Origin of the sequence: Massilia frigida (assembly GCF_011682175.1) — a bacterium.
Lineage (GTDB): Bacteria > Pseudomonadota > Gammaproteobacteria > Burkholderiales > Burkholderiaceae_D > Telluria_A > Telluria_A frigida.
Map to the genome: position 1 here is coordinate 178952 of NZ_WHJG01000010.1, position 25864 is coordinate 204815.

Genomic DNA, 25864 nt, shown 5'->3' on the forward strand with positions numbered 1-25864 from the left:
ATAGAATGTGGTCTGTAATGTTTGTCAGTCCCCCGATTGTACTCCCGCCTACCATGCTTTCTTCTCACGCCGAACCCGATTTGTCCGCATTGGCGCACTCCATCAAGCGCTGGGGGGCGGAACTGGGCTTTGCCGACGTGCGCATCAGCGACGCCGACCTGTCGCATGCCGAGGCGGGCTTGCAAGCCTGGCTGGACGCGGGCCGCCATGGCGAGATGGAGTACATGGCCAGCCACGGCATGAAGCGGGCCCGTCCCGCCGAACTGGTGCCGGGCACGGTGCGGGTCATCAGTGCGCGCATGGATTACCTGCCCAGCGCCACCCCGGACGATTGGCGCGAGCGCGAAGCGGCGCGCCTGCGCGACCCGGGCGCAGCGGTCATTTCGATCTATGCGCGTGGGCGCGACTATCATAAGGTGCTGCGCAGTCGCCTGCAGCAGCTGGCCGAGCGCATCGAGCGCGAGACCGGGCAGCTGGGCTTCCGGGTGTTTACCGACTCGGCGCCGGTCATGGAATTGCCGCTGGCCGAAAAGGCCGGCATCGGCTGGCGCGGCAAGCACACTCTGATTCTCAATCGCGATGCCGGGTCGATGTTTTTCATCGGCGAGATCCTGGTCGACGTGGCGCTGCCGGTCGATGCGCCGGCCAGCGCCCACTGCGGCCAGTGCAGCGCGTGCATCACGGCCTGCCCGACCCAGGCGATCCTGGCGCCCGGACGGCTCGATGCGCGCCGCTGCATTTCCTACCTGACCATTGAATTGAAAAACAGCATTCCGGAAGAGCTGCGCCCCCTGATTGGCAACCGCGTGTACGGCTGCGATGATTGTCAGACAGCGTGCCCGTGGAATAAGTTCGCGCAGCGCGCCGTGGTGCCCGATTTCGATGAGCGCAATGAACTCGGCAGTGCGGATATGGTGAGTTTGTTCGGCTGGAGCGAGGAGGAGTTCGGGCGCAAGCTGGAGGGCAGCCCGATCCGGCGCATCGGGCACCAGCGCTGGCTGCGCAATCTGGCGGTGGGGCTGGGCAATGCGGCCGAGGGTAGCCGTGGCGATGCGCGCATCGTGGCGGCATTGCAGGCGCGCGCCGACCATGCCTCGCCGATGGTGCGCGAGCATGTGGCGTGGGCGTTGAAGCGGCATGCTCAATAGCCACCGCCGTTCCCCTACAAGCGCTTCAACCTCACCGCCGACCAGTCGCTATCCATCGACACCATTGCCACGCCGGTCACCCCTTGCTCCTTGGCCCACGCAAAAATGCTATCGCGGGTGATGTCGGTGGCTTTCGGCGCGCTCGGCTTGAGGTAGGCAACCCACAGCGACCCCTTTTCGCCCAGCCGCTCGAGTGCGGCCGGAAACCATTTTTCAAGCTCAGCCTGGTTCAGCGCGAACACCAGCACCACATCCGCCGGTCCTTCGTCGTCGTTGATCAAGCTCTTCGGCAACTGTTCCATCATGGCGGCATGCACCGCGCCATTGAAGACCGCCAGCGACTTGGCAGTCTTCAGGTACATCTTGTCGGCTATCGTCTTTTCGCTCATCGGATGGTACCCAGATTGAATTAGGAAGCGAAATTATGCTACCAGTGTTTGACCCGGGTACGCACCATTGCGTTCAATGTCATTTTGAATATCTTGTTCAATTTCTTCCCGGCCAACCTTGCCGAAGCGGTCCCACAGGCGGTCATGGAAGGGCAGGACGATGACGTTAAGCAGCGGTTCGATCAGCGCGGCCAGCCCGCCAAAGGCCAGCGAGCCGCTGGCCCAGGCCATCACCCCGAAGGCAAGCACGATGTGCAAGCCGGTCTGGCTGAGCTTTTCCAGGGCCAGCGCCAGCATGCGGGCGCGCGCCGTGCGCGCCAGTCCGGCCAGCGCGTGCCAGGCTTTCTCATGCAGCGGCAGCAGCGCCACGTTGAGCACCGGCTCGATGACGGCGGCCAGCCCGCCCAGCGCGATCGAGCCCGTCATCAGCCAGGTCAGGGCGCAGGCGATCGCCATGTGGGTGGCGATCCTGCTCGTCGTTTTTGCCGCTGCCCTGACCATGATGCCATCCTTCCTGTTGCGTGACCGATCATTGAATGATAATCGTTCGCATTTGGAAAAGACAGTTGATTCTACATGCCGGCGCGATAGCGCGCGGCTATGAGCCGGCTATTTGAGCAGGCCGGCCAGTTCCACCGCCGTCTTGACCTGCATTTTGTCGAAGATGTGGGCGCGGTGCACTTCCACGGTGCGCATGCTGATGCCGAGCTGGTCGGCGACGACCTTGTTCATCTTGCCGGCCAGGATCAGGTCCAGCACTTCGCGTTCGCGCGCCGACAGGCTGGCCAGGCGCGCCTGCACCAGCGCGCTGGCGCCCGCCTGGCGCGACAGGGCCAGCGCTTCCTCGACCCGGTCCATCAGGCGGTTGCCGTCGAACGGCTTTTCAAAGAAGTCGAAGGCGCCGCGTTTCAGGCTGTCGACCGCCATCGGCACGTCGCCGTGGCCGGTCAGGAAGATGACGGGCAGGCGCGCAGTCAGGCCGCGCGCGACCAATTGGTCGAACACGGCCACCCCGTTCAGGTCGGGCATGCGCACGTCGAGCAGCAGGCAGTCGCCGTGCGCGTCGAAGCGGCCCGCGGCCTGCTCCAGGAAAAGGTGGGCGCTGGCGTGCCCGCAGGCGTCAATCCCGCGGGAGCGCGCCAGCCAGACGAGGGAGTCGCGCAGGACGTCCTCGTCGTCGACGATATGCAACATGGGAGTCTCCGGTTTTTCGCGTAGTCTACCCCAGCGGCGCCGCTTGCGCCGGCAAGCTGAAGCTGAAGATGGTGCCGCCGTCCGGATTGGCGGCGTGTTTCAGGCTGCCGCCGTGAAATTCGACGGCGCTGCGGCAGACCGACAAACCCATCCCCATGCCTTCGGCCTTGGTCGAGAAAAACGGTGAAAACAAGCGTTCGGCCACCTCGGGCGCGATGCCGTGGCCCTGGTCGGTCACGGCCACGCACACCTGGCCCTGCTCGTGGGTGGCGCTGATGCGCAGCAGGCGCCGCCCGGGGGCGATGTCTTGCATCGCTTCGATGCCGTTGCGCGTCAGGTTCAGCAAGACTTGTTCGAGCATCATGCGGTCGGCGCTCACGCACGGCAGGTCGGGCGCGATATGGGTGTCGAGGACCACGTAAAACTTGCGCGCCTGGAGCTCAATGAGCGCGTAAATGCCGTCGACCAGGGCCTGGATGCCGATCTGCTGGCGCTGCGGTTCGCGCTTTTTGACGAATTCGTGCACGCTGCGGATGATTTGCCCGGCGCGCTGGGCTTGCAGGCTGGCTTGTTCCAGCGCCGGTTGCAGCAGGCCGGCGTCGACCGCCTGGCCGCTGGCCTGGGCACGCCCCAGCACGTTCAGGGCCCCGGTGGTGTAGCTGGCAATGGCCGCCAGCGGCTGGTTCAGCTCGTGCGCCAGCATCGATGAGATCTCGCCCATGGTGGCCAGGCGCGCGCTCGCTTGCAGCTTTTCCTGCTGCTGGCGGTTGAGTTCTTCGACGCGCTTCAAGTCCGAAATGTCGAGAATCGAACTCATCCAGCCGGTCTGGCGCCCGTCGCTGTCGACCAGCGGGGCTTCGAAAATGAGCACCGGCACGCGCACGCCATCGCTGCGCTGGAAAATGGTTTCGAACTGCTGGGTCGCTTCGCCGGCCAGCACGGCGGCGAAGCGCTGCTGGTAGACCGCCATCGCTTCCGGCGCCCAGTAGGGCATGGGCGGGGTCTTGCCAAGCAACTCCTCGGGCGGCAGGCCGACCATCTGGCAAAAGGCCGGGTTGACGTAGGTGACGCGCCCTTCCAGGTCGCGCGCGCGCAAGCCGGTGACCAGGGAATTTTCCATGGCCGTGCGAAACGCCATCTGCTGGCGCAGCGCGCCTTCGGCCGCCAGCCGGCGCGCGATGTGGCGCCACAGCGCCGCCAGGCTGGCCACCAGCCCGAGCGCCAGCAGCACCACCGAACCGACCAGCAGGTTGGGCAGCAGGCGCGGTTCGCTCTTGACGCTGTCGGTGGCCAGCATGACCGAGGCGCCGCTCAGGTCGAGCGCGCGCTTGTGGGTGTACACCCCGCGCCCGGGGCCGGCGGCGGCGCGCTTGGCCAGCAGCGCATCGTCGCGGTCGAGTAGCGAGATGGCGTTATCCTGGGCGAACCACCAGGGCACGGTTTCGTCGAGCAGGATCTTGAGGTCGACCGTGGCCACCAGGCTGCCCATGTAGCGGCCGTCGCGAAACAGCGGCAGATGGTAGTCGAGCAGGCGCTGGGCCGGCAGGGCGCCCGCATACGGTTCGGCGTAGCGCCCCAGGCGGCCGGCGCGCGCCATCTCGGCGGCGTCGCGCGCGGGCGCGCGCAGCAGCTGGGCGCCGGGCGCCGCGCTCGATGCCAGCAGGCGCGCATCGGCGTCGAACCAGCGCACCTGCTCCAGTTCGTGGCCGAGCTTGAGCATGGTGGCCAGGCGCGCCTGCAAGGCCGCCGCGCCGAGCTTGCCCTCGACCAGCTCGGCGCCCAGCGCCGCCAGCGCTTCCTCGTTGCGGGTCAGCTCGAAGCGGATGGTTTGCTCGACCCACAAGGTGTCGGCGATCAATTGTTCCTGGCGCTCGGTGGATTCCATCTGGCGCGCCTGCCATGGCAGCCAGAACAGCACCGCCAGAAACAACAGTACCAGCAGCACCGGCAGCAGCCAGCGCCAGGGGCCGCCGAGCATGAAAAGAGGACGCGTGGGCTTGGAAGTGGAATTCATGGCACAAAGTGTCCGTATTTGTGTCTCTTGCCTATTGTGGTTATCCACAATTGCAGTGCAGAATGACGGTGGGCAGACTACCTTGCAGTCAAGAAATGTTGGTTACCATTAACAGGGAGACAAGTATGCAGATTAAATCGCTCGTCGTCGCGCTCGCCGCCGCGGCCAGTTTCAATGCATGGGCGCAAGCGCCTATCGTGATCAAGTTCAGCCATGTTGTGGCAACCGACACTCCCAAAGGCCAGGCTGCCGAACGCTTCAAGGCGCTGGCTGAAAAAGCCACCAATGGCCGGGTGAAAGTCGAAGTCTACCCGAACAGCCAGCTGTACAAGGACAAGGAAGAGCTGGAAGCGTTGCAGCTGGGCGCGGTGCAGATGCTGGCCCCCTCGCTGGCCAAGTTCGGCCCGCTGGGCGTGAAGGAATTCGAAGCCTTCGACCTGCCGTACATTTTCCCGAGCAAGGCGGCGCTGTACAGCGTGACCGAAGGACCGATCGGCAAGGGCTTGCTGCAAAAACTCGAACCGAAGGGCATTACCGGCCTGGCGTATTGGGATAACGGCTTCAAGGTGATGTCGGCCAACAAGCAGTTGCGCGTGCCGGCCGACTTCCGCGGCCAGAAGCTGCGCATCCAGTCGTCCAAGGTGCTCGACGCGCAAATGCGCGCGCTCGGCGCCAATCCGCAGGTGCTGGCCTTCTCCGAGGTGTACCAGGCGCTCCAGACCGGCGTGGTCGACGGCACCGAAAACCCGCCATCGAACATGTTCACGCAAAAGATGCACGAAGTGCAGAAGCACGTGACCCTGTCCAACCACGGCTACCTGGGCTATGCCGTCATCGTCAACAAGAAGTTCTGGGATGGCTTGCCGGCCGATCTACGCGCCAGCCTGGTCAAGGCGATGGCCGAGGCCACCACGTTCGAGAAAGCCATCGCCCAGCGCGATAACGACCTGGCGCTCGAAGCGATCAAGAAAACCGGCAAGACCGCCATCTACACGCCAACTGCGGCCGAACAGGCCGAATGGCGCAAGGTACTGCTGCCGGTGCACAAGCAGATGGAAAGCCGCATCGGCGCTGAGCTGATCGGTTCGATCAACAAGACGGCCGCAGCAGCGAAGTAAACACACAGGTCCCCGGCGCCCGCTGTGTGCAGCGTGCGCCGGCGTGCGCCGCACCCATTTCCCTTTCCTTTTTTTGAAGGATTCGACATGAAATTTCTCGACCATCTGGAAGAGTGGATCATTGCGAGCCTGATGGGCGCAGCCACGCTCGTTGTGTTCGTCGCGGTGGTCCACCGCTACCTGTCCGGCCTGCCGATTCCCGGCCTGCAAGACTGGCTGATTCAAATTAACACGAGCTGGGCACAGGAGCTGTGCATCTACATGTTCGTCTGGATGGCGAAATTCGGGGCGGCATATGGCGTGCGCACCGGTATCCACGTCGGCATCGACGTGCTGATCAACCGCCTGAGCGACAAGTGGCGCGACAAGTTCATCGTGTTCGGCCTGCTGGCCGGGGCCACGTTCACCGCCATCGTCGGCACCCTGGGCGCGAATTTTGTGTGGCACATGGCGCAGACCGACCAGACCTCGTCCGACCTCGAACTGCCGATGTGGCTGGTGTACCTGGCGGTACCGCTCGGCTCCTACCTGATGTGCTTCCGCTTCATCCAGGTGGCCGTGCATTTCATCCGCACCGGCGCCCTGCCCAAGCATGACCACGGCCATGTCGAAGGCCTCGAAGACGAGATCGCCGCGGCGAAAGGCGGTGCCGCATGAGCGCCGCCATCATCTTCACCCTGCTGATCTTGCTGATGCTCACGGGCATGCCGATTTCGATTTCGCTCGGCCTGACCGTACTGACCTTCCTGTTTACCATGACCGACGTGCCGATCCAGTCGGTCGCGCTGAAACTGTTTACCGGCATCGAGAAGTTCGAGATCATGGCGATCCCGTTCTTCATTTTGGCGGGCAATTTCCTGACCCACGGCGGGGTGGCGCGGCGCATGATCAACTTCGCCACCTCGATGGTGGGCCACTGGCACGGCGGCCTGGCGCTGGCTGGCGTGGTGGCGTGCGCGCTGTTCGCGGCGGTGTCCGGTTCCAGCCCGGCCACGGTGGTGGCGATCGGCTCGATCATCCTGCCGGCCATGGTGCGCCAGGGTTATCCGCGCGGCTTCGGCGCCGGCGTGATCACCACCTCGGGCGCGCTCGGGATCCTGATTCCGCCCTCGATCGTGATGGTGATGTATTCGGTCACCACCAATACCTCGGTCGGCCAGCTGTTCATGGCCGGCGTGGTGCCGGGCATCATGCTGGCCAGCCTGCTGGGCCTGACCACCTGGTTCCTGGCGCGCAAGCATAACTATCCGCGCATGCCAAAGGCGAGCTGGGGCGAGCGCTGGCTGGCGTTCCGCAAGAGCGCCTGGGGCTTGCTGCTGATCGTCATCGTGATGGGCGGGATTTATTCCGGCAAGTTCACCCCGACCGAAGCGGCCGCGATGGCGGCGGTGTACGCCTTCATCATCGCCGTGTTCGTCTACAAGGACTTGAAGCTCAAGCAGGTCGCCAAGGTGCTGCTCGATTCGGCGTCGATGTCGGCCATGCTGCTGTACATCATCACCAACGCGATGCTGTTCTCTTTCCTGATGACCAGCGAAGGCATTCCGCAAGCGATGGCGGCCTGGATTACCGGCCAGGGTTTGGGCGTGGTGAGCTTCCTGCTGGTGGTAAACATCTTGCTGCTGTTGGCCGGCAACGTGATGGAGCCATCCTCGATCGTGCTGATCATGGCGCCCATCCTGTTCCCGGTGGCGATGAAACTGGGCATCGATCCTGTGCACTTCGGCATCCTGATCATCGTCAACATGGAAGTGGGCATGTGCCATCCTCCGGTCGGCCTGAACCTGTACGTGGCCTCGGGCATCACCAAGATGGGCATCTCGGAATTGACGGTGGCGGTGATGCCGTGGCTGCTGACGATGCTGGGCTTCCTGGTGATCGTGACCTACGTACCACAGATTTCCCTGTGGCTGCCAAATTTAATTTATAAGTAAAATATATTTTCCCCCACCGTGAAAAAAAAGCCACATTTTCTGAAATTAAATAAGTTATGATGAGCACCGATTCAGCACCATACTGGTGCGAATGGGGCGAACGGATTGCAGGTTGGGGGAGTGGGAAGATAGAAGAAACGGTAGTCCATACCGGAGAAATATCGAGGAGACACGCGTTTTACAGAATGCTGTTGGCATGACCAAACAGCCGGGAACGTGAATAAAATTTGGAACGCACCGCAAGGTGCGTTTTTTTTCGTCTGCCGGAAAGCGCGCCGGATTGGTTTGGCGCCGTCGCTGCGCTACACTGCGTACATGAACAATCCAGCAGAGACCATCTTCTCGGCCATCGTGGCTGCGCCCTTCGGCGCCATCGGCATCCGCACCGAGGCCGCGCGCGTGCGCGAGCTGGTGTACCTGCCTCCCCATTTCGGTGAAAAAGACGCGCTCGATGCGGTCGCCGAACTGGCCGCGCAGCAGGTCGGACACTACCTGCTCGACCCCGATTTCCGCTTCGACTTGCCGCTCGTCGATGCCGGCAGCACCTTCCAGCGCAAGGTGTGGGACGCGATCGCCGCGATCCCGCGCGGCACGGTGCGCACCTACGGACAGGTCGCCAAGCACATCGGCTCGGCGCCGCGCGCGGTGGGGCAGGCCTGCGGCGCCAACTGGTTCCCGATCATCATTCCCTGCCACCGGGTCACCGCCGCCGGCGGGCTGGGCGGCTTTTCACACCATGACGATGAAAATGGTTTCCACCTGGGCGTCAAGCGCTGGCTGCTGGCGCATGAAGGGGCTGGCAAGGGACCATGGCAACAGCAATCAATCTTCAACTGATCGACGCCTTCTGCGACCAGCTGTGGCTGGAGCAGGGGCTGGCGAAAAACTCGATCGACGCTTACCGGCGCGACTTGCGCCTGTTCGCGCGCTGGCTGGAAGTCACGCGTCCGGCGCTGGCCAGCCTGCACGCGGTGGCCGCAAGCGACCTGGAAGCGTATTTTTCCGACCGCCATGCCGAGTCCAAGCCGAGTACGGCCAACCGGCGCCTGTCGGTGCTCAAGCGCTTTTACCAGCTGGCGCTGCGCAACAAGGAGCTCACGGCCGATCCCTGCCTGCAACTGGCCTCGGCCAAGCAGCCGCAGCGGTTCGTGCATACCCTGACCGAAGCGCAGGTGGAAGCCTTGCTGGCCGCGCCCGACGTGAGCACGCCGCTGGGGCTGCGCGAGCGCACCATGCTCGAATTGATGTATGCGAGCGGCTTGCGGGTGTCGGAGCTGGTGACGCTCAAGGTCATGGAGCTGAGCCTGAACGATGGCGTGCTGCGCATCACCGGCAAGGGCAGTAAAACGCGCCTGGTGCCCTTCGGGCAGGTGGCGCGCCAGTGGATCGAACGCTACCTGGGCGAGGCGCGTGGGATCATCCTGAATGGCCAGATGGACGATGCCTTGTTCGTGACCGGGCGCGGGGGACCGATGACGCGCCAGATGTTCTGGATTCTGATCAAGAAGCATGCGGGCCATGCCGGGATCACGGCGCCGCTGTCGCCGCATACCTTGCGCCACGCGTTTGCCACGCATTTGCTCAATCACGGCGCCGACTTGCGGGTTGTGCAACTGTTGCTGGGGCACGCGGATATTTCGACTACACAAATTTACACGCATGTTGCGCGCGAGCGCATGAAGCGCCTGCATGCCGAGCATCATCCACGTGGTTAATTCAAATGCCGATGGCATAACTGCGTCATAATGCTGTCTTACTACCCCCTTTCTTTTATAACCCAAGAGGTGATCCATGGCTAAAACTAATTTCCAGTACGAAAAGCGGCAGAGGGAATTAGAAAAGAAGAAAAAGGCGGATGAGAAGGCCAGGCGCAAGCTGGAAGCCAAGACCACGCCTGGCGGTGAAGAGAATGAGACACCGGATGAAGATGACGCTGAGGAAGCGAAGCCGGAATAAATTGCGCTGGCCGGGATCTCGGCCACCAGCCTGACAACCGTCGTTCCCACGCAGGTGGGAACCCAAGTTATCTGTGTAGCCAGTAGCTGCGGCACGAACTTGGGTTCCCGCCTTCGCGGGAACGACGGTTTTGCGTTTAGGGTATCAAGGATGCGCTGTCGGTCGATTGCGAACTCAGCGGGAACGCATGCGTTTCGCTGAGTATCGCCTTGGCGATGGCGACGGTGAATCGAAGGCCGTCGTTCCCGCCGGGCGCCGCCTGGGCGCGGGAAATCGTTTCTGGCAGTGCCAGGAACGACGGTTTTGCGTTTAGGGAATCAAGGATGCGCAGGCCGCCGTTCAGGCGCTCACGACAACCTTCTCCTCCTCATGCTCCTCCGCCTTCTGATTGCCCCTGAACCAGCGCGCCACGCGCTTGCCCAGGCTGTCCAGATAGGTGTACGCCACCGGCACCACCACCAGCGTCAGCAAGGTTGAGGTAATCACCCCGCCGATCACCGCGCGTCCCATCGGCGCCTGCGTTTCGCCGCCGTCGCCCATGCCGATCGCCATCGGCAGCATGCCGAAGATCATCGCCAGGGTCGTCATCAGGATCGGCCGCAAGCGCACCTGGCCCGCCTCCAGGATCGCATCGTGCTGGCTCTTGCCTTCGCGCTGGCCGTGATTGGTAAAGTCCACCAGCAAAATCGCGTTCTTGGTCACCAGCCCCATCAGCATCACAATCCCGATCACCGAAAAGATATTCAGGGTGCTGCCCGTCACCAGCAAGGCAATCAGCACCCCGATCATCGACAGCGGCAAGGACACCATGATCGCAATCGGCTGCAGGAAGCTGCCGAACTGCGACGCCAGCACCAGGTAAATGAAGATCACCGCAATGCCCAGCGCGGTGCCGGCCGCGCCCATGGTTTCAGCCATCTGCTCGGCGTCGCCGCCGACGTCGAAGCGCACGCCATCGGGCAGTTCGATGCTCTTCATGGCCAGCTTGACGTCGCCATCCACGTCGCCCGTCGGACGCCCTTCGGCGCTGGCGTAGATCGCCACGCGGCGTTCCAGCGCCTGGCGCTTGAGCACCTGCGGGCTGGTCGAGGGCACGAATTGCACCACCTGGCGCAGCGGCACCATCACCGGATTGCCTTGCGCATCGCGCTTGCCCGACGCCAGCGACAGGTCGGCGAGGTCGGCCACCTTCTGGCGCCCCGACTTGGGCAACTGCACGTTGACGTCGTAGTTCTGCCCATCCGGCGCCAGCCAGCGGCTGATCTGGTCGCCCGCCACGAACGGCCGCAGCGCCAGCCCGATCTGCTGGGTCGACAGCCCCAGGTCGCTCGCCAGTTCATTGTTGATCTTGATGATGGTGGCCGGACTGGCGCCTTCCTGGCTATATTCCAGGTCGGCGATGCCCTTGATCTTGCGCATCTTGTCCATCAACTGGTGCGCCACGGCGTCCAGCTTGGCCTCGTCCTGGCCCAGGATGGCGATGAAGATCGGCTTCCAGCCCACCGACATGGTGATCCCGGCAATCGACTGCAGGCGCTCGCGGATCAGGCCTTCGACTTCCTTCTGCGAGCGGCGCCCGGTCTTGTGCACGTCGGTCAGCTTCAGGTTCATCTGGGCCGTGTGGCGTCCGTTGTCGGTACCGACGGTGGTGATCGCGCTATCGATTTCCTTGAGCGGTTTCAAGGCCGCTTCGACCTGCTGCATCTTCTGGTCGGTGTATTCCAGGCTCGATCCGACCGGCGCCTTGAATTCCATGTGGATGTAGCCGTCGTCCGTTTCCGGGAACATCTCGCCGCCGATCATCGGCATCAGGGCCAGGCTGCCGACGAACAGCGCCAGCGCCAGTGCCAGGGTCGATTTGCGCCAGCGTAGCGCCAGTTCCAGCACCTTGCCGTACCAGACGTGCAGGCGCTCGATGCCCTGCTCGATGCGCTCCATGCCGCGTCCCAGCCACGGCACGTACTTGAAGCGGTCCTTGACCGGGTCGCGCCACACCGACGAGAGCATCGGGTCGAGCGTGAAGCTGACGAACAGCGACACCATCACCGCCACCGCCACCGTGATCCCGAATTGCAGGAAGAAGCGCCCGATGATGCCTTCCATGAAAGCGACCGGCACGAACACGGCGACGATGGCGAAGGTGGTGGCCATCACCGCCAGCCCGATTTCGTTGGTGCCGTCATTGGCGGCCTGGACGTGGCTCTTGCCCATGCCGAGGTGGCGCACGATGTTTTCACGCACCACGATGGCGTCGTCGATCAAGAGGCCAATGCACAGCGACAGCGCCATCAGGGTCAGGAAGTTGAGCGTGAAGCCGAAGAACTGCATGGCGATAAAGCTGGCCATCACTGAAATCGGTAACGTCAACCCGGTGATGATGGTGCTGCGCCACGAGTGCAGGAACAGGAACACGATCAGCATCGTCAGCAGCGCGCCTTCCATGATGGTGCGCTTGACGTTGTCGAGCTGCTTTTGCACGCGGTCCGACTGGTCTTCCAGGATGCTGATGCGGATGTCGGCCGGCAGGGTGGTGCCCAGCGCCGTCACCGCTTTCTTGATTGCGGTGCCCACTTCGACCACGTTGGCGTCCTGGATCTTGGTCACTTCGAGCGTGATGGCGCGCTTGCCGTTGATGCGCGAGATCGAGCTTTCTTCCTGCTCGCCGTCGACCACGTCGGCCACCTGGTCAAGGTAGACCGGACCGCTGGCGCGGCGCGCCACGATGATCTTGTTGAAGCCGCGCGCATCCTTGATCTTGCCTTCGATGCGCACCAGGCGTTCGGCGGCGCCGTAGGCGATGTTCCCGGCCGGCAGATTGGTGTTGGTGCTCTGGATCGCGCGCAGCACTTCATCGACGCCGATATTCTGGCTGGTCAGGCCGTCGGGCCGGATGTGGACCAGGATCTGGCGGTTGGTCATGCCGTGCACGCGCACCTGGCCGACCCCGGCCACGCCTTGCAGGCGCTTGGTGATGACTTGCTCGGTCAGGGTCGACAGTTCGCGCAGGCTGCGCGTGTCGGACATGAGCGACAGTTCCACGATGGCGCGGCTGTTGTCGCCCTCTTCACGGGCGATGAACGGTTCCTTGGCTTCCTTCGGAAAACCGGGGCGCGCCAGGCCGATCTTGTCGCGCATGTCGGTCATGGCCTTGTCCATATTGGTCGACAGGTGGAATTCGACCTGCACGCCGGCCCGGCCTTCCCAGGAATTGCTGCGGATTTTCTTCACGCCGCTGACGGTGTTGATGGCGTCTTCGAGCGGGCGGGTGATGTCGTTTTCAACCTGCTCGGGCGAGGCCCCGGGGTAGTTGACCTGCACGTAGGCGACCGGGATGGCGACGTTGGGCATGCTCTCGACGCCCAGGCGGCGGTACGAGAACAGGCCGAGCACCACCAGCGCGACCATCACCATGGTGGCGAACACCGGATTCTTGATACTGGTTGTCGTGATCCACATGGCTCAGCCTTTCGGTGCGGCGGGGGCGGCCGGCGCGCTGGTGACGCTGGCGGGCGGTTCGCTCAGTTTGACCTGGCTGCCGGGCTTGACGGCGTCGAGGCGGGCGGTGATCACGCGCGCGCCGTGTTCCAGGCCGTTGGTCACTTCGACCATGCCTTCATCGTCGTTGCGCAGGCCCAGGGTGACCGGGCGCACCACCACCTTGCCCGATTCGACGACGTAGACCACGTCGAGGTCCTGGTCCTTGCGCAGGGCGGCCAGCGGCAGCAGCGGGCGCAGCGCCGATTTTTGGGTGGTGATCGATCCCTTGGCGAACATGCCGCCGCGCAGGGCGCTGTCGGCATTGTCGACACTGATATAGACCAGCATGCCGCGCGAACCGGTTTCGGCGGTCGGGTTGATGCGCGCCACCTTGCCGAGGAAGGTGCGGCCCGGGTAGCCGTCGACCCGGAACTGCACTTCCTGGCCGATCTTCACGCGCGGGATGTCCGAGGCCGGCACCTGCGCTTCGAGCGTCAGCCGTTGCAGGTTGACGATGGAGAACGCCGGCATGTCGGGCGAGAGCTTGTCGCCGGCCTGCGCGTGGCGCTTGCTGACCACGCCCGCCAGCGGCGCGCGGATCACCGTGTCGTTGACGGCGATGCGGGCCAGCTCCACCTGGGCCTGGGCGGCGCGCACGCTGGCGCGCGCCAGCGCCACGCTGTTGTCGGTGGTGTCATAGGCGTTTTGCGAAATGTATTTTTGCGCCAGCAAAGCGGCGCTGTTGGCATTGTTCTTGGTGGCCATCGACAGGCGCGCATTGGCTTCATCGAGCGCGGCCTGCTGCTGCGCCAGGCGGGCTTTCTGGTCGGCCTGGTCGAGCCGCGCCAGCACCTGGCCGGCGGCCACGTTCATGCCTTCCTGTACCGTGGTTTCCAGCACCTGGCCCGAGACCTTGGACTTGACGGTGGCCTGGGTCAGCGGCGCCAGCGAACCGGAGAGCGGCATGTTGACGCTCAGCTCGCCGGCGGCGATGGCCGCCACGTCGGCGCGCGCCAATTCGTACACCGGCGCCGCTTTCTTGGCGTCGGCGCCCTTGGCGGCGGATGCGGCGGCCGGCTGGCGCGCCTGCAGGACAAACCAGCCGCCGGCGCCGAGCGCGACGATCAGCACGCCGAGCGCGGGAGCACGCCAGCGTGGCTTGCGAAGGATGGGTTGGGCCGGCGCGCTGGGCAAGGTCTCGAGTTTCATGGTGGCTTGGTCTTCTTCTGGTCGGGCGGGTGGCTGGGATGCGATCCGGGAGCGCCGGTGCGCCGTCCCGGGGGCGGGATGGCGTCACGGGCGCATGTTGTCACTATAGAAAAGCGGCGGCCCGTCTGCACGCCGAATGCGACAGACCGCCGTTCCGGCACGACGAACTGCAAAAAAACCCGACAAAGCGCAAATTTTGCGGATAAGAAACAATTCTCCCATCCCCCGCTTTGCGTGCGCGCAAACGGAAGCGAACCCGCGTCGTCAGAATGGGTCTAATGAGCCATGGCCGGCTTGCCGGCAAGCCCAGTCCACAACGAGATGAAGGGATCACCGTGAGTGCTGATAAACCTGCCCAAGCGGGCAGTGTCGAGCCGGAAGGACCGGGGCGCGAGGCGCTCGACGTCCTGTACCGCTTCGTCGCTGCCCTTGAACTGGCGCCGACCGTCGCCGTGCACAGCACCGACCGCAACGGCATCGTGCGCTACTGGAACCATACCTGCGCCGAGGTGTTCGGCATTTCCGCGGCCGAGGCGGTCGGGCGTCCCCTGACCAGCCTGTCCTCGCACCTGGAGCGCGAAGAAGACTTCCGCAACACGCTGGAAACGGTGTGGAAGACCGGGCGCACGGCGCCGCCGCGCGACTGGCACATCCGGCGCCAGGATGGTAGCGAGCGCTGGCTGTACTCGACCCACTTCCCGGTGCTGCGCGACGGCGTGACCCAGCAACTGTTTTGCATGGAAGTGGACATCAGCAAGCGCAAGGTCGACGAAGCTGAACTGATCGAGGCGGGCACCAACTTCCGCCAGCTGTTCGAGCGCTCCACCGACGCCATCGTGCTGATCAAGGGGAATGGCATCATCGATGCCAACCCGGCCGCCGTGGCGCTGTTCCACTGCGCCGACAAGCACTATATCGTCGGCAAGACCCTGCTCGATTTTTCGCCCGAGGTGCAGGCCACCGGCGAAACCTCGGTGGTGGCCGACGCCGCCCTTGCCTCGCGCGCCTTCATCGACGGCAACAACCGCTACGAGTGGGAATTCAGCTTGCCCGACGGCGCCCATATCTGGGCCGAGGTACTGCTCACCTCGGTGACCCTGGACCACGCATTCCTGTCCTACGCGGTGCTGCGCGACATTTCCCCGCGCAAGGCGGCCGAGCACGCGCTGGCCATGGCCGCGCGGGTGTTCGAGAATTCGCGCGACGCCATCCTCATCACCGACCGCCACTACCGGGTGATCGCCGTCAACCAGGCGTTTACCACCCTGACCGGGAGGGCGGCGGGGGACGTGATGGGCGGCGAAGTGCCGGGCCTGCTCTCCGGCATGCACGACGCCTCCTTCTACCAGCAGATCTGGGACTTCGTGGCGGTGCACGACCACTGGGAAGGTGAAGTGTGCTGCGTGCGGCGCGATGACGACGATATCCCGGTGTGGGTGGCGGTCACGGCGATTCGCGACAGTGCCGAGCAAGTCTCGAACTACATGGCGATCATGACCGACATCACCGAGCGCAAGCGCGCCGAGGAACAGACCCGCTACCTGGCCGAGCACGACTTCCTGACCGACCTGCCGAACCGCGTGCTGTTTCTCGACCGCCTGCAACAGGCGCTGGTGTCGGCGCGGCGCCAGCATACCAAGGTGGGCGTCATGTTCCTCGACCTGGACCGCTTCAAGGGCATCAACGACAGCTTCGGCCACCACGTGGGCGACGCCGTGCTCAAGGAAGTGGCCATCCGCCTGACCGGCTGCGTGCGCGGGGTCGATACGGTCAGCCGCCAGGGCGGCGACGAATTCGTGGTCATCCTGGCCGATATCGGCGGGGTCGACCAGGCCGCCCACGTCGCCACCAGCGTCATGCACGCGGTGGCGCAGCCGGTGCGCAGCGATAGCCACACGATCAGCCTGTCGGTATCGATCGGCATCGCCATCTGCCCGGACGACGGCCTGGACGTCGACACCCTGCTGAAAAACGCCGACGTGGCCATGTACCACGCCAAGCAGAACGGGCGCAACGCCTTCAGCTTCTTCAATGCCGACATGAACGCCCACGTCATCGAACGGGTGCAGATCGAGAACGAATTGCGGCACGCGCTGTCGAACCAGGAGTTCGTGCTCGAATACCTACCCGAAATTAACATCGCCAGCGGCCAGGCCACGGCGGTCGAAGCGCTGCTGCGCTGGCGCCATCCGCAGCGCGGCCTGCTCATGCCGCACCAGTTCATTCCCGTGGCCGAGGAATGCGGGCTGATGGTGCCGATCGGCGAGTGGGTGCTGCAACAGGCGTGCGCACGCGCACGCGCATGGCGCGACGAGGGTTGTCCGGTGATGGTGGCGGTCAATCTGTCGGGCGCGCAGTTCATCGACGGCGGCCTGGTGCACAGCGTCGAGGAAGCGCTGCGGCTGTCCGGGCTGGCGCCCGAGTTGCTCAACCTCGAAATCACCGAAAGCGTCATCATGCGCGGCGACGACACCACCATGGCCACCATCGCCACCCTGCGCGCGCGCGGTGTGCAGCTGACCATCGACGACTTCGGCACCGGCTATTCGAGCCTGAGCTTCCTGCGCCGCTATCCGCTGACCAGGCTGAAAATCGACCGCTCGTTCGTGATGGAAATCCCGCAGCCGGACTCGGGCGCGAACCCGCCGGCCAACCTGATTCCAGCCATCATCGCGGTGGCGCGCAGCCTCAAGCTGCGCGTGATCGCCGAGGGCGTCGAGACCGCCGAGCAGCTGCAGTTCTTGAAGCGGCACGGCTGCGACGATTACCAGGGGTATTACGCCAGCATGGCGTCGAGCGACCCGGACCTCAAGCCGCGCCCTCGCTGAGCCCGCCCGGGCCGTCGAACAGGCGGATGCGCGCCAGCACTTGGCCATGGTCGGAGGCTTCGGGCAGTTCCAGCACCACGTGGTCGTTCAGGTAGACCACGTCGACCACCTCGCCGAGCGCGTTGGGCAGGGACGCATTGAATTGTTCCGACACCAGGATATGGTCGATGGTCGTGTACTGGCTGTCGTGCACGATGGAAAACCCCACGTGGCGCAGGTGGTCTTGCCGCTGCTGCAACTGGTAGGCGTCGAACATGCGCTCGCCCAGGGTATTGCCGTTGCCCAGCACGATCATGGTGGTGACCGCGTCGGCCACATCGTTGAAGTCGCCCAGCACCACGCGCGGGCGCTGGTGTTCCCTGGCCAGTTTGCTCAGGAACACACGCAGGGCCACCGCCTCAGTGCCGCGCCGGACCAGCGAGCGCAGGCAGGCCAGCGCGTACAGTTGCGGGTCTTCGCTGCTGTCGCCGTTGCGGTAGTCGGGGCGCTTCGATTTCAGATGCACCACCACCACGTCGACCGTGCAGTCGGGCGAGACGATCACCGGCGCATGGATCACGGCGCGCGAAAAGCGGTCCGCCTCGCGGCTGCCGGGCGGCAGCGCCACGCCCTCGGGAAATGCCAGGTGCGCCACGCCGGGCGCGGCCAGCGGCAGGCGCGAGACCAGCGCCACGCTGGGCGTGAGGCGTTCGGCGCCCGGATCGGGGTCGAAACCGACGTGAAAGGCATCGCGGTAGCGGCGCGTGCGCGCCAGCGCGTCAAGCAGGGCGGCTTGCGAAAAAATCTCCTGGAAGCCGATCACGTCGGCGTCGAGCAGGTCGATCTGGCGCGCGGTCCAGTTTAGCTTGGCCTCGTATTCTTCCGGCGTGGTCGGCAGGAGATTGTCGTACAGCTTTGCCCCGGGCGGGGCGAGGTTGTACACATTGAAGGTGGCAAAGCGAATTTCTTGCTGCATAATAAGAAACTCCTCATTGAACGTTTAGCGTATCACGCATGGCCAAGAAAGAGCACATTTCCGAAACACCGGCGACGCAGTTCCTGCGCAAGCACGGTGTGATGTTCAGCGAACATCCTTATCCGTACGAAGAACATGGCGGCACGTCGGTGTCGGCGCGCGAGCTGGGCGTACCCGAGCACCACGTCGTCAAGACGCTGGTGATGCAGGATGAAGCGGCCAAGCCGCTGATCGTGCTGATGCATGGCGACTGCAAGGTATCGACCAAGAACCTGGCGCGCGCCATTGCCTGCAAGTCGGTTGAACCGTGCAAGCCCGAGGTGGCGCAGCGCCATTCCGGTTTCCAGATCGGCGGCACCTCGCCGTTCGGCACGCGCAAGGCGCTGCCGGTGTATGTGGAAGAGAGCATCCTGGCGCTGGAAACGATTTATATCAACGGCGGGCGGCGCGGCTACCTGGTCGGCATTGCCCCGCGCGTGCTGGTCGACCTGCTCGCTGCGCGCCCGGTCAGATGCGCGCTGGAAGAGTAGCACCGGTCCTGCTAAAGCTTGCCAGGCTTGCGATGCGAATAAATGCATGAGTGTAAGTATTTGGGGGGAATTCGCCTCAAATCCTTCCCGCGCAGCATGGTGCGTAGTATTGTTGCAAATATTCCATGGAGTTTTGACTAATAGTCTTAACAAAAGTTTACTTTGCCCAGTCCGTCAGGTTAATGTGCAGCCTATTTGCATGAATAAATCCCTGAAACACTGATCCGGAGTAGACATGAGACGTTTGTTGAAATGCCTGGCAATGATTGCCTTCACCAGCGGGGTGTTGACCGCATGCGGCGATAACACCGGCGCATCGGGCGAGCGCCACGCACCCGCTGCGGCCAGCCCGCCGCCTGTCGCCAGCAGCGCCGATGCGGCCACCGCGCCGCCTGAGGCGAGCAGCGCCGATACGGCCGGGGTCGGCGTGATCAGCGGCGGCGGCGCCAGCCTTGGCAGCGCTGCCGCCCCGATCGCCAACGCCACCACCATGGGCATGGCCGCCGCCGCCTCGACCACCCAATGGACATTCTGCGCGAACGAAAATAGCCGTTGCGTTTTCAACGGCAACCAGACCGTGCGCTATGGCGCGGGCAACCGCTTCGTCAGCAAGACGCTGGGCTGGGGCGCCTCGTGCAACACCGCCACCTTTGGCGATCCGGCGCCGGGCGTGGCCAAGCATTGCGAAGTGACCAGCACCTGGGAAGCGTGCGGCGTCGAGGGCGGCCAGTGCGCTTTTGGCGACACGCGCACCGTGCGCTATGGTTCCGGCACCAGCTTCATGAGCAAGACGGCGACCGGCGGCGTGGCTTGCAACAGCAATGTGTTTGGCGATCCAACGCCGGGCATCGCCAAGCGTTGCGACAAGGCCCAAGTCACGTGGACCTTGTGCGCCACCGAAGGCGGCCGCTGCAATTTCAGCGGCACCAATGCGGTGCTGTTCGGGGCGGAAGGCAAGTATTACACCTACACCAAGACCGATGGTGTCGATTGCACCGTGGGCGCGATGGCCAACCCGGCCCCCGGCCTGGTGAAAAGCTGCTATATCCCCGGCGCACCGATTGCCGACGCCACGCCACCGGCGTCTGGCGATCCACGGATCGGCAGCATCCAGCTGGCGCAATCGCAGCTGTTCGACAGTAGCGACAGCGCCCTGATCTTGATCAATGCCAAGGCAGTGATGGTCAAGGTCAATGCCCTGAGCAACACGCCAGGCGTGGCCAAGCCGGACGGCAAAGTCCAGGTCAAGGATGCGAATGGCAATGTCCTGCGCGAAATCGCCTTGAACAAGCCAGCCGGTGCGCTGCCCGCCAGCGTGCCGCTCGTGCCCGATGCGAACACCTCGTACATCGCAGTGGTGCCGTCCGACCTGGTCCGTCCGGGCCTGCGCCTGAACGTGGTCCTGGCGAATGGCCAGAGCAAGACCATCAATCCGCGCGTCGGTGGCGGCGTGCCGATGGAGCTGGTCACGATTCCGGTCCAGATCGGCACCTCGGTCGGCCGTGTGGTCAGCAATCTGCGTGACTTCGTGCAGGACCGCATTCCGGTGTCGACCGTGAACCAGCGTGGCCGCGCCACATATGTGTCGTCGCGCGTGACGCGCATGCCCGTCAATGAGACCGAATGGAGAGATGCGTTCGGTAAAATCCTGGGCGAAATCGCCGACTTGCACCGCCTGGAAAACGGCAACGATCGCCAGCATTACTTCGGCATCATTCCGAAAGCGACTTACGGCCTGGCCGGCCTGGCCTATGTGCCGGGCACCAGTGGCGTTGCCGCCGATATCCCGTCGATGAATGAAGACGGCTTGCGCGGTATCGTGGTGCATGAACTGGGCCATAACTACCGTCTGAACCACGCCGCGTGCGGCGGTGCCGGCTCGCCCGATCCGAAGTATCCCTACCCGAACGCGCAGCTGGGCACGGGCACCCACTACACCTGGGGCTATCTGTTCAGCAGGGCTGCCTTCTTCGATCCGCGCAGCACGAATATCCATGACATCATGAGTTATTGCGGCGGCAGCACCTTCTCGGACTACAACACCCACCTGATGCAGGCCTTCCTGACCCCGGCCGATGCGATCATGGCGACGACGGCGAGCGCTGCGGCGCAGGATCTGATCCTGGTCAGCGGCCAGATCAGCGGCGACAAGGCAACGCTCTCGCCACTGAAATCGTTCACCGGCCGCGCCAGGCTGCAGGCCAAGGGCGAGTACACCTTGCATATCGTGACGGCCAAAGGCGCGCTCGACTATCCGTTCAGCACGCTGGCGGTCGACCATCCAGAGGACATGAAGTCGCTCAACTTTAGCTTGTCGATTCCGCACCCGGGCCCGATCGTCAGTATTTCCGTGGTCAAGGGCAAGGCGAACCTGATGCAGTCGACAGCCCGTGCGATCCCCGAGGGCAGCGTCCAGCGCGCGGCCGCGGTGCAGGTGCGCGAGCAAGCCGGCAAGGTGCAACTGGGCTGGGATCACGCCAGCTATCCTTACCTGACGGTGACGCTGGTCACCGATGGCAAGCGCACGACCCTGGCGCAGGATCTGCAACATGGCAGCGCGGTCTTGTCGCTGGACGCGCTGCCGGCCGGTGGCGCGTTTGAATTGAGCCTGTCCGATGGCGTCAACACGACGCTGGTCAGGCAGGAGCGCAACAACGCACTGTAACAAGGTGGGGGCCAGCGGCCCCTGGTAATGGAAAGCGGCCCGCAAGGGCCGTTTTTCTTATGGCGGCGACAAGATCGTCGGCCGGCGCGCGTGCACCGGCTTTTGACGGGGCCGCTGTTGCGCTGTTGATGAAACAGTATCCCGGGCGGCCCCGGCATCAGGATGACAGGGGTGATCCGGCAGCGAGGATGGTGTATATTCACGCCCGGCGCACAGCGCCTCTTCCCAACAAGAGAGACCACCATGACTACAGCCATTTTCACCATCGTCGCCTATCTGATCGGCTCGATTTCGTTCGCCGTGGTGATGAGCCGCCTGTTCAGCCTGTCGGACCCGCGCACCTACGGTTCCAAGAACCCGGGCGCGACCAACGTGCTGCGCAGCGGCAACAAGGGCGCGGCGATCGCCACCCTGATCGGCGACGGCGCCAAGGGCTGGTTCGCGGTCTGGCTGGCCATCCGCCTGGCGGGCGAGTATGGGGTGGGCACGGCCGGCATCGCGCTGGTGGCCGTTGCCGTGTTCCTGGGGCACCTGTGGCCCGTGTTTTTCCGCTTTGTGGGCGGCAAGGGCGTGGCGACCATCCTGGGCGTGCTGCTCGGCATCAATGTCTGGCTGGGCCTGGCGGTGCTGGCGACCTGGCTGGTGGTTGCCTTCACGACGCGCTACTCGTCGCTGGCGGCGCTGGTGGCCGCGATCCTGGCGCCGATTTACTACGGGATGGCGTTCGGCATCGATGAACTGTTTTTCGCCGTGGTGGCCATGAGTTCGCTGCTGCTGTTCCGCCACAACCAGAACATCGCCAAGCTGATGGCCGGCAAGGAAAGCAAGATCGGCAGCAAATCGGCGGGCGCCAAAAAATAGGGCGCGCAGGTGCGATCCGCGGCTTGGCGCTAGAATGGAAGGCCCGACCGACAGGAGCACCTGGTGACCAAGCTGAAAATTGATTTTGTATCCGATATCTCCTGCCCCTGGTGCGTGATTGGCCTCAAGTCGCTGGAACAGGCGCTGGGCCGCCTGGACGGCGTGGCGAGCGCCGAGCTGCACTTCCAGCCCTTCGAGCTCAATCCGAACATGGTTGCCGAAGGCCAGGATATCGGCGAACACCTCACTGAAAAATACGGCGCCACGCCGGAGCAGGGGGCGCAGACACGCGACATGATCCGCGCGCGCGGCGCCGACTTGGGCTTTCGCTTCGATATGGATGCGCGCAGCCGCATCTACAACACCTTCGACGCGCACCGCCTGCTGCACTGGGCCGAGCTGCAAGGGCGCCAGCGCGAACTGAAGATGGCGCTGTTCGAGACCTATTTCACCAAGGGCGAGAGTCCGGGCGACCACGCCGTGCTGGCGCGGGTGGCGGGCGAAGTGGGCCTGGATGCCGTGCAGGCGGCCGAGGTGCTTGCCAGCGGCGCGTATGCCGGCGATGTGCGCGAGCGCGAGCAGTTCTACCAGCAGCAAGGCATCAGTTCGGTGCCGGCCATCATCATCAACGACCGGCACTTGATTTCGGGCGGGCAGGCGCCGGAAGTGTTCGAACAGGCGCTGCGCCAGATCGCGGCCGAATCCACGTCGCAGGAGCATTGAGATGCCGACAGCCAGCTGGAACGGTGCCGTGATCGCCGACGCGCCGATTGACCAGGTGCAGATCGTCGAAAACAATGTGTATTTCCCGATGTCGGCGGTCAGGCAGGACTATTTACAGCCGAGCGCGACCGAGACCAAGTGCCCATGGAAGGGCACGGCGAACTATGTCAGTTTGCTGGTCGATGGGGAAACCAAGCGCGACGCGGTGTGGACCTATCGCGCACCGTTCGATGCTGCCAAGCAGATTGCCGGGCACGTGGCGTTCTGGAAGGGCGTTACGGTTCAGCGTTAACCCGTCGTTTCTGGCACTGCCCGAAACGACTTCCCGCCTCTCCAGGAACTAGCCTTTGCCGCTAAGTTAAGCAGCTTTGTGACCACCAACCTCAAAACCGTCATTCCCGCGCAGGCGGGAATCCAAGTTCGTCGAGCCGCCTGTAACTGCGCTACGGAATGGGATTCCCGCCTGCGCGGGAACGACGGATAGTAGTCAAGTGGGCACAACGGGCGCTTTTGGTGCGCCGCACAATAACAGTGCCGAAAACCCCCCATCACGGCGCCTCCCGCCCTTAACTTCCCTCTTCCTCACTCTCGTTTCCCGCTGGCACGCCATTTGCTGATGTCCTGGTAACGGCGCACGTCCGCGCCTGGCTTGCCAAACGAGGGAACCATGACGACCGACCGCACCATCCCGACCCGCCGCACCCTGCTCAAGGCCGGCGCCGCCGTCTCGCTGACCGGCCTTGTCAGCGGCGGCGTGTTCGCCGCCGGCTCCGACAAGCCCGAAAAAGAAGACATCAAGATCGGCTTCATCCCCCTGACCGACTGCGCCTCGGTGGTGATGGCCTCGGTGCTCGGCTTCGACAAGAAATACGGCATCAAGATTGTCCTGAGCAAGGAATCGTCCTGGGCCAGCGTGCGCGACAAGCTGGTCAACGGCGAACTCGACGCCGCCCATGTGCTCTACGGCCTGCTGTACGGCGTCCAGATGGGCGTGGGCGGCGCCAGGAAGGACATGGCGGTGCTGATGAACCTGAACCACAACGGCCAGGCCATCACCCTCTCCAAAAAAGTGGCCGACAAGGGCGGCGTGGATGGCGCCTCCCTCGCCAAGCTGATGCAGACCGACAAGCGCGAATATTCCTTCGCCCAGACCTTCCCGACCGGCACCCACGCGATGTGGCTGTACTACTGGCTGGCCACCTACGGCATCAACCCGCTCAAGGACGCCAAGGTGATCACCGTGCCGCCACCGCAGATGGTGGCCAATATGCGCGTCGGCAACATGGATGGCTTTTGCGTGGGCGAGCCGTGGAACCACCGCGCCATCGTCGATGGGGTCGGGGTCACCGCCGCCACCACCCAGGATATCTTGGGTGTATGTGCAAACTCGTCGTAAGTGGACAATCAAACTTCATAGGTAAATTTGACAACTTACGATTTGTCGATGTCCATCGGCGTTTGAGAAAAAATGGACAAATCTTCACCGTTTTGTCCATTTCATGATTTGTATGGATGTGCCATTGGGCCAGGGCAACGAGGCGCTGGCGCGGCGTGTTGATGGCCAGCGTTTCGGCATGGTCGGCCAGATAGCGCGCGATCGTTGTTGGGTCAGTGGCGCGGATCCAGGTTGAGGAGCGGCTCCAATTGGGCCGTCCACCTGCGGAGGCCCGTGATCGTCTCGCGCATTTCGTCCAAGACTGATTCGGCGAGCTCTGGCAAAGTCACGCCATCGGAAGCCACGGTCATCCCAGCTCCGTTCACTACCGTATGCGCGTGGCATGAAGACGAAGTACCATTTCCCGCAGACTATCCTCGCCCTCCGTCGCTTTGTTGTACGCATCTAACTGCTGTTCGGCGCACCACGCCCGTCCGGCACCCAACAACGTCGGGGTCAGCACGGTCAGCAGCACCGCCAGCAAGGCGGCCGACAGCATCGGCAATTTCCGCACGGTCGCCCTTTCTCCATGCAGCAGGTCCAGTTTCCAGTATAGGGCGGCCGATGCCATCCTCGCGAGCATCGAGAGTTTTTGTCTGCAAATTTCTAACTCACCACACTAGACGCACAAATAATCGATTCTTCTTGAGGTAAACATGCGTCTGGCATACATTCAAGTATCGGTATTCCATTTAACATTTGTACCGACTGTAAATTTTTAACTCAATATGGCCCTCTTTACCACGCTGCGCACGACGTGCCGCCGGAGCGCGAATTTCATTAATTTGCCAGGAGTTCAACATGCCAAGAATCTTAAACATTGCACGACGCCAGTGTGCCCGCGCAACCCTATTGATGATGCTTTGCGCTAGTGTTGCATCACCCCTTGCGACGGCGGCCGAGCTTACACAGGAAGAGCTAGCGTCCCAACTGACTACGCTCATGCGTTCAGGTCGCTTGGTTATATCCGACAACCAGAACTTGATTAGCGACGCCACGAAGGGCGACAAAGGACTGTCACCGGATAAAGTTATCGCTGGCGCAAAGGAAAACTACAAGAAAAGCGCCGGAAAGGCCTTACCTGCACCTGCGCCGGGAACGCTGGAAGAGCGCTGCCAGAAGGCAATGCTCGAGAGTATTGCTGAGGTCATGGCGAAAAACCAGGATCTGATCAATGAGAAAGGCAAGGCCTACAAGGGATTCTTGCCGGCAGTTTTCGCACGCCAGGTGGCCGAAAGCTTCACTAAGAAAATGAAGGGAGAGGTGCTGGTCAAGTTGACGGCGCCAAAGGAACTCATTCGGTAACTATTCAGCCGCTACGCAGTTGGCCTGATCGGATCGCCAGCAAATGCACGGCGCAGCACTTCCAGCATGCTGTGCCCTTGTTTGCGTAGGGTGTCGAGGCAGGAGCGGATGGTGCAGAAGTTA

The 25864-nt window shown here is 63.4% G+C and carries 23 protein-coding genes and 1 pseudogene; 15 read left to right on the top strand and 9 right to left on the bottom strand.

The window, feature by feature from the left end:
- Window positions 1-53 precede the first annotated feature (53 nt).
- Entirely contained in the window at window positions 54-1148 is a 1095-nt protein-coding gene (queG, locus tag F2P44_RS12740) for a tRNA epoxyqueuosine(34) reductase QueG (protein WP_187363298.1), read from the top strand.
- Between the two features lie 14 nt (window positions 1149-1162).
- Here queG and F2P44_RS12745 read toward each other — a convergent pair whose 3' ends face one another.
- The 4 genes from F2P44_RS12745 to F2P44_RS12760 all read right to left on the bottom strand — a co-directional run bounded on the left by F2P44_RS12745 (window position 1163) and on the right by F2P44_RS12760 (window position 4745).
- On the bottom strand, window positions 1163-1537 hold the full coding sequence (locus F2P44_RS12745) for a DUF3052 family protein (protein ID WP_167087063.1): 375 nt from the start codon (window positions 1535-1537) through the stop codon (window positions 1163-1165).
- 33 nt (window positions 1538-1570) lie between these two features.
- On the bottom strand, window positions 1571-2038 hold the full coding sequence (locus tag F2P44_RS12750; RefSeq protein ID WP_167087064.1) for a DUF2061 domain-containing protein: 468 nt from the start codon (window positions 2036-2038) through the stop codon (window positions 1571-1573).
- 108 nt (window positions 2039-2146) lie between these two features.
- A complete protein-coding gene (locus F2P44_RS12755) occupies window positions 2147-2731 on the bottom strand; it encodes a response regulator transcription factor (protein WP_167087065.1) in 585 nt (194 codons plus the stop codon).
- Between the two features lie 25 nt (window positions 2732-2756).
- Entirely contained in the window at window positions 2757-4745 is a 1989-nt protein-coding gene (locus F2P44_RS12760; protein WP_167087066.1) for a sensor histidine kinase, read from the bottom strand.
- A gap of 125 nt (window positions 4746-4870) precedes the next feature.
- Between F2P44_RS12760 and F2P44_RS12765 the strand changes: the two genes are divergently transcribed.
- From F2P44_RS12765 to F2P44_RS12790, 6 genes are all read left to right on the top strand, one after another.
- The gene (locus F2P44_RS12765; RefSeq protein WP_167087067.1) at window positions 4871-5863 is read left to right on the top strand and encodes a TRAP transporter substrate-binding protein; all 993 of its coding nucleotides are present in this window, start codon (window positions 4871-4873) and stop codon (window positions 5861-5863) included.
- Between the two features lie 87 nt (window positions 5864-5950).
- Window positions 5951-6520, top strand: coding sequence for a TRAP transporter small permease (locus F2P44_RS12770; RefSeq protein ID WP_167087068.1), 570 nt, complete (start codon window positions 5951-5953; stop codon window positions 6518-6520).
- Window positions 6517-7797 carry a TRAP transporter large permease gene (locus tag F2P44_RS12775; RefSeq protein ID WP_167087069.1) on the top strand — a complete coding sequence of 427 codons (1281 nt, stop codon included), beginning with the start codon at window positions 6517-6519 and terminating at the stop codon, window positions 7795-7797. The genes F2P44_RS12770 and F2P44_RS12775 overlap by 4 nt, the downstream gene beginning before the upstream one ends.
- A 315-nt stretch (window positions 7798-8112) precedes the next feature.
- Window positions 8113-8634, top strand: a complete 522-nt coding sequence (locus F2P44_RS12780; RefSeq protein WP_167087070.1) for a methylated-DNA--[protein]-cysteine S-methyltransferase — start codon at window positions 8113-8115, stop codon at window positions 8632-8634.
- On the top strand, window positions 8607-9512 hold the full coding sequence (gene xerD / locus F2P44_RS12785) for a site-specific tyrosine recombinase XerD (RefSeq protein WP_167087071.1): 906 nt from the start codon (window positions 8607-8609) through the stop codon (window positions 9510-9512). The genes F2P44_RS12780 and xerD overlap by 28 nt, the downstream gene beginning before the upstream one ends.
- A gap of 76 nt (window positions 9513-9588) precedes the next feature.
- On the top strand, window positions 9589-9753 hold the full coding sequence (locus F2P44_RS12790) for a hypothetical protein (RefSeq protein ID WP_167087072.1): 165 nt from the start codon (window positions 9589-9591) through the stop codon (window positions 9751-9753).
- 339 nt (window positions 9754-10092) lie between these two features.
- On the opposite strand, the gene F2P44_RS12795 is transcribed toward F2P44_RS12790, so the two are convergent.
- Window positions 10093-13209, bottom strand: coding sequence for an efflux RND transporter permease subunit (locus F2P44_RS12795; protein ID WP_167087073.1), 3117 nt, complete (start codon window positions 13207-13209; stop codon window positions 10093-10095).
- A 3-nt stretch (window positions 13210-13212) separates the two neighbouring features.
- On the bottom strand, window positions 13213-14439 hold the full coding sequence (locus tag F2P44_RS12800; RefSeq protein WP_167087074.1) for an efflux RND transporter periplasmic adaptor subunit: 1227 nt from the start codon (window positions 14437-14439) through the stop codon (window positions 13213-13215).
- Window positions 14440-14774: 335 nt separating this feature from the next.
- Between F2P44_RS12800 and F2P44_RS12805 the strand changes: the two genes are divergently transcribed.
- Window positions 14775-17267: a sensor domain-containing protein gene (locus tag F2P44_RS12805; RefSeq protein ID WP_370662683.1), complete on the top strand. Its 2493-nt coding sequence runs from the start codon at window positions 14775-14777 to the stop codon at window positions 17265-17267.
- Here F2P44_RS12805 and F2P44_RS12810 read toward each other — a convergent pair.
- A complete protein-coding gene (locus F2P44_RS12810) occupies window positions 17248-18222 on the bottom strand; it encodes an endonuclease/exonuclease/phosphatase family protein (protein WP_167087076.1) in 975 nt (324 codons plus the stop codon). The two genes, F2P44_RS12805 and F2P44_RS12810, sit on opposite strands and share 20 nt — an antisense overlap.
- A gap of 38 nt (window positions 18223-18260) precedes the next feature.
- Here F2P44_RS12810 and F2P44_RS12815 point away from each other — a divergent pair, with 38 nt between their 5' ends.
- The 6 genes and pseudogenes from F2P44_RS12815 to F2P44_RS12840 all read left to right on the top strand — a co-directional run.
- The gene (locus F2P44_RS12815; protein ID WP_167087077.1) at window positions 18261-18752 is read left to right on the top strand and encodes an aminoacyl-tRNA deacylase; all 492 of its coding nucleotides are present in this window, start codon (window positions 18261-18263) and stop codon (window positions 18750-18752) included.
- A 235-nt stretch (window positions 18753-18987) separates the two neighbouring features.
- Window positions 18988-21417: a M66 family metalloprotease gene (locus F2P44_RS12820; protein WP_167087078.1), complete on the top strand. Its 2430-nt coding sequence runs from the start codon at window positions 18988-18990 to the stop codon at window positions 21415-21417.
- 243 nt (window positions 21418-21660) lie between these two features.
- Window positions 21661-22278 (top strand): glycerol-3-phosphate 1-O-acyltransferase PlsY, encoded by a 618-nt coding sequence (gene plsY / locus F2P44_RS12825; protein ID WP_167087079.1) that lies wholly within the window; start codon window positions 21661-21663, stop codon window positions 22276-22278.
- Window positions 22279-22338: 60 nt separating this feature from the next.
- Complete coding sequence (locus tag F2P44_RS12830) at window positions 22339-23001, top strand: DsbA family oxidoreductase (protein ID WP_167087096.1); 663 nt, start codon at window positions 22339-22341, stop codon at window positions 22999-23001.
- 1 nt (window position 23002) lies between these two features.
- Complete coding sequence (locus tag F2P44_RS12835) at window positions 23003-23293, top strand: DUF427 domain-containing protein (RefSeq protein WP_167087080.1); 291 nt, start codon at window positions 23003-23005, stop codon at window positions 23291-23293.
- Between the two features lie 375 nt (window positions 23294-23668).
- A pseudogene (locus tag F2P44_RS12840) lies at window positions 23669-24370 on the top strand (CmpA/NrtA family ABC transporter substrate-binding protein); the annotation flags it as partial.
- A gap of 239 nt (window positions 24371-24609) precedes the next feature.
- Here the strand turns inward: F2P44_RS12840 and F2P44_RS36870 are convergent.
- Both F2P44_RS36870 and F2P44_RS12845 read right to left on the bottom strand, forming a co-directional pair.
- Window positions 24610-24747 carry a hypothetical protein gene (locus F2P44_RS36870; RefSeq protein WP_502572632.1) on the bottom strand — a complete coding sequence of 46 codons (138 nt, stop codon included), beginning with the start codon at window positions 24745-24747 and terminating at the stop codon, window positions 24610-24612.
- A 14-nt stretch (window positions 24748-24761) separates the two neighbouring features.
- Window positions 24762-24935 carry a hypothetical protein gene (locus F2P44_RS12845; protein ID WP_167087081.1) on the bottom strand — a complete coding sequence of 58 codons (174 nt, stop codon included), beginning with the start codon at window positions 24933-24935 and terminating at the stop codon, window positions 24762-24764.
- A 302-nt stretch (window positions 24936-25237) separates the two neighbouring features.
- On the opposite strand from F2P44_RS12845, the gene F2P44_RS12850 reads away from it, so the two are divergent.
- Window positions 25238-25741: a hypothetical protein gene (locus F2P44_RS12850; protein WP_167087082.1), complete on the top strand. Its 504-nt coding sequence runs from the start codon at window positions 25238-25240 to the stop codon at window positions 25739-25741.
- Window positions 25742-25864: the final 123 nt, after the last annotated feature.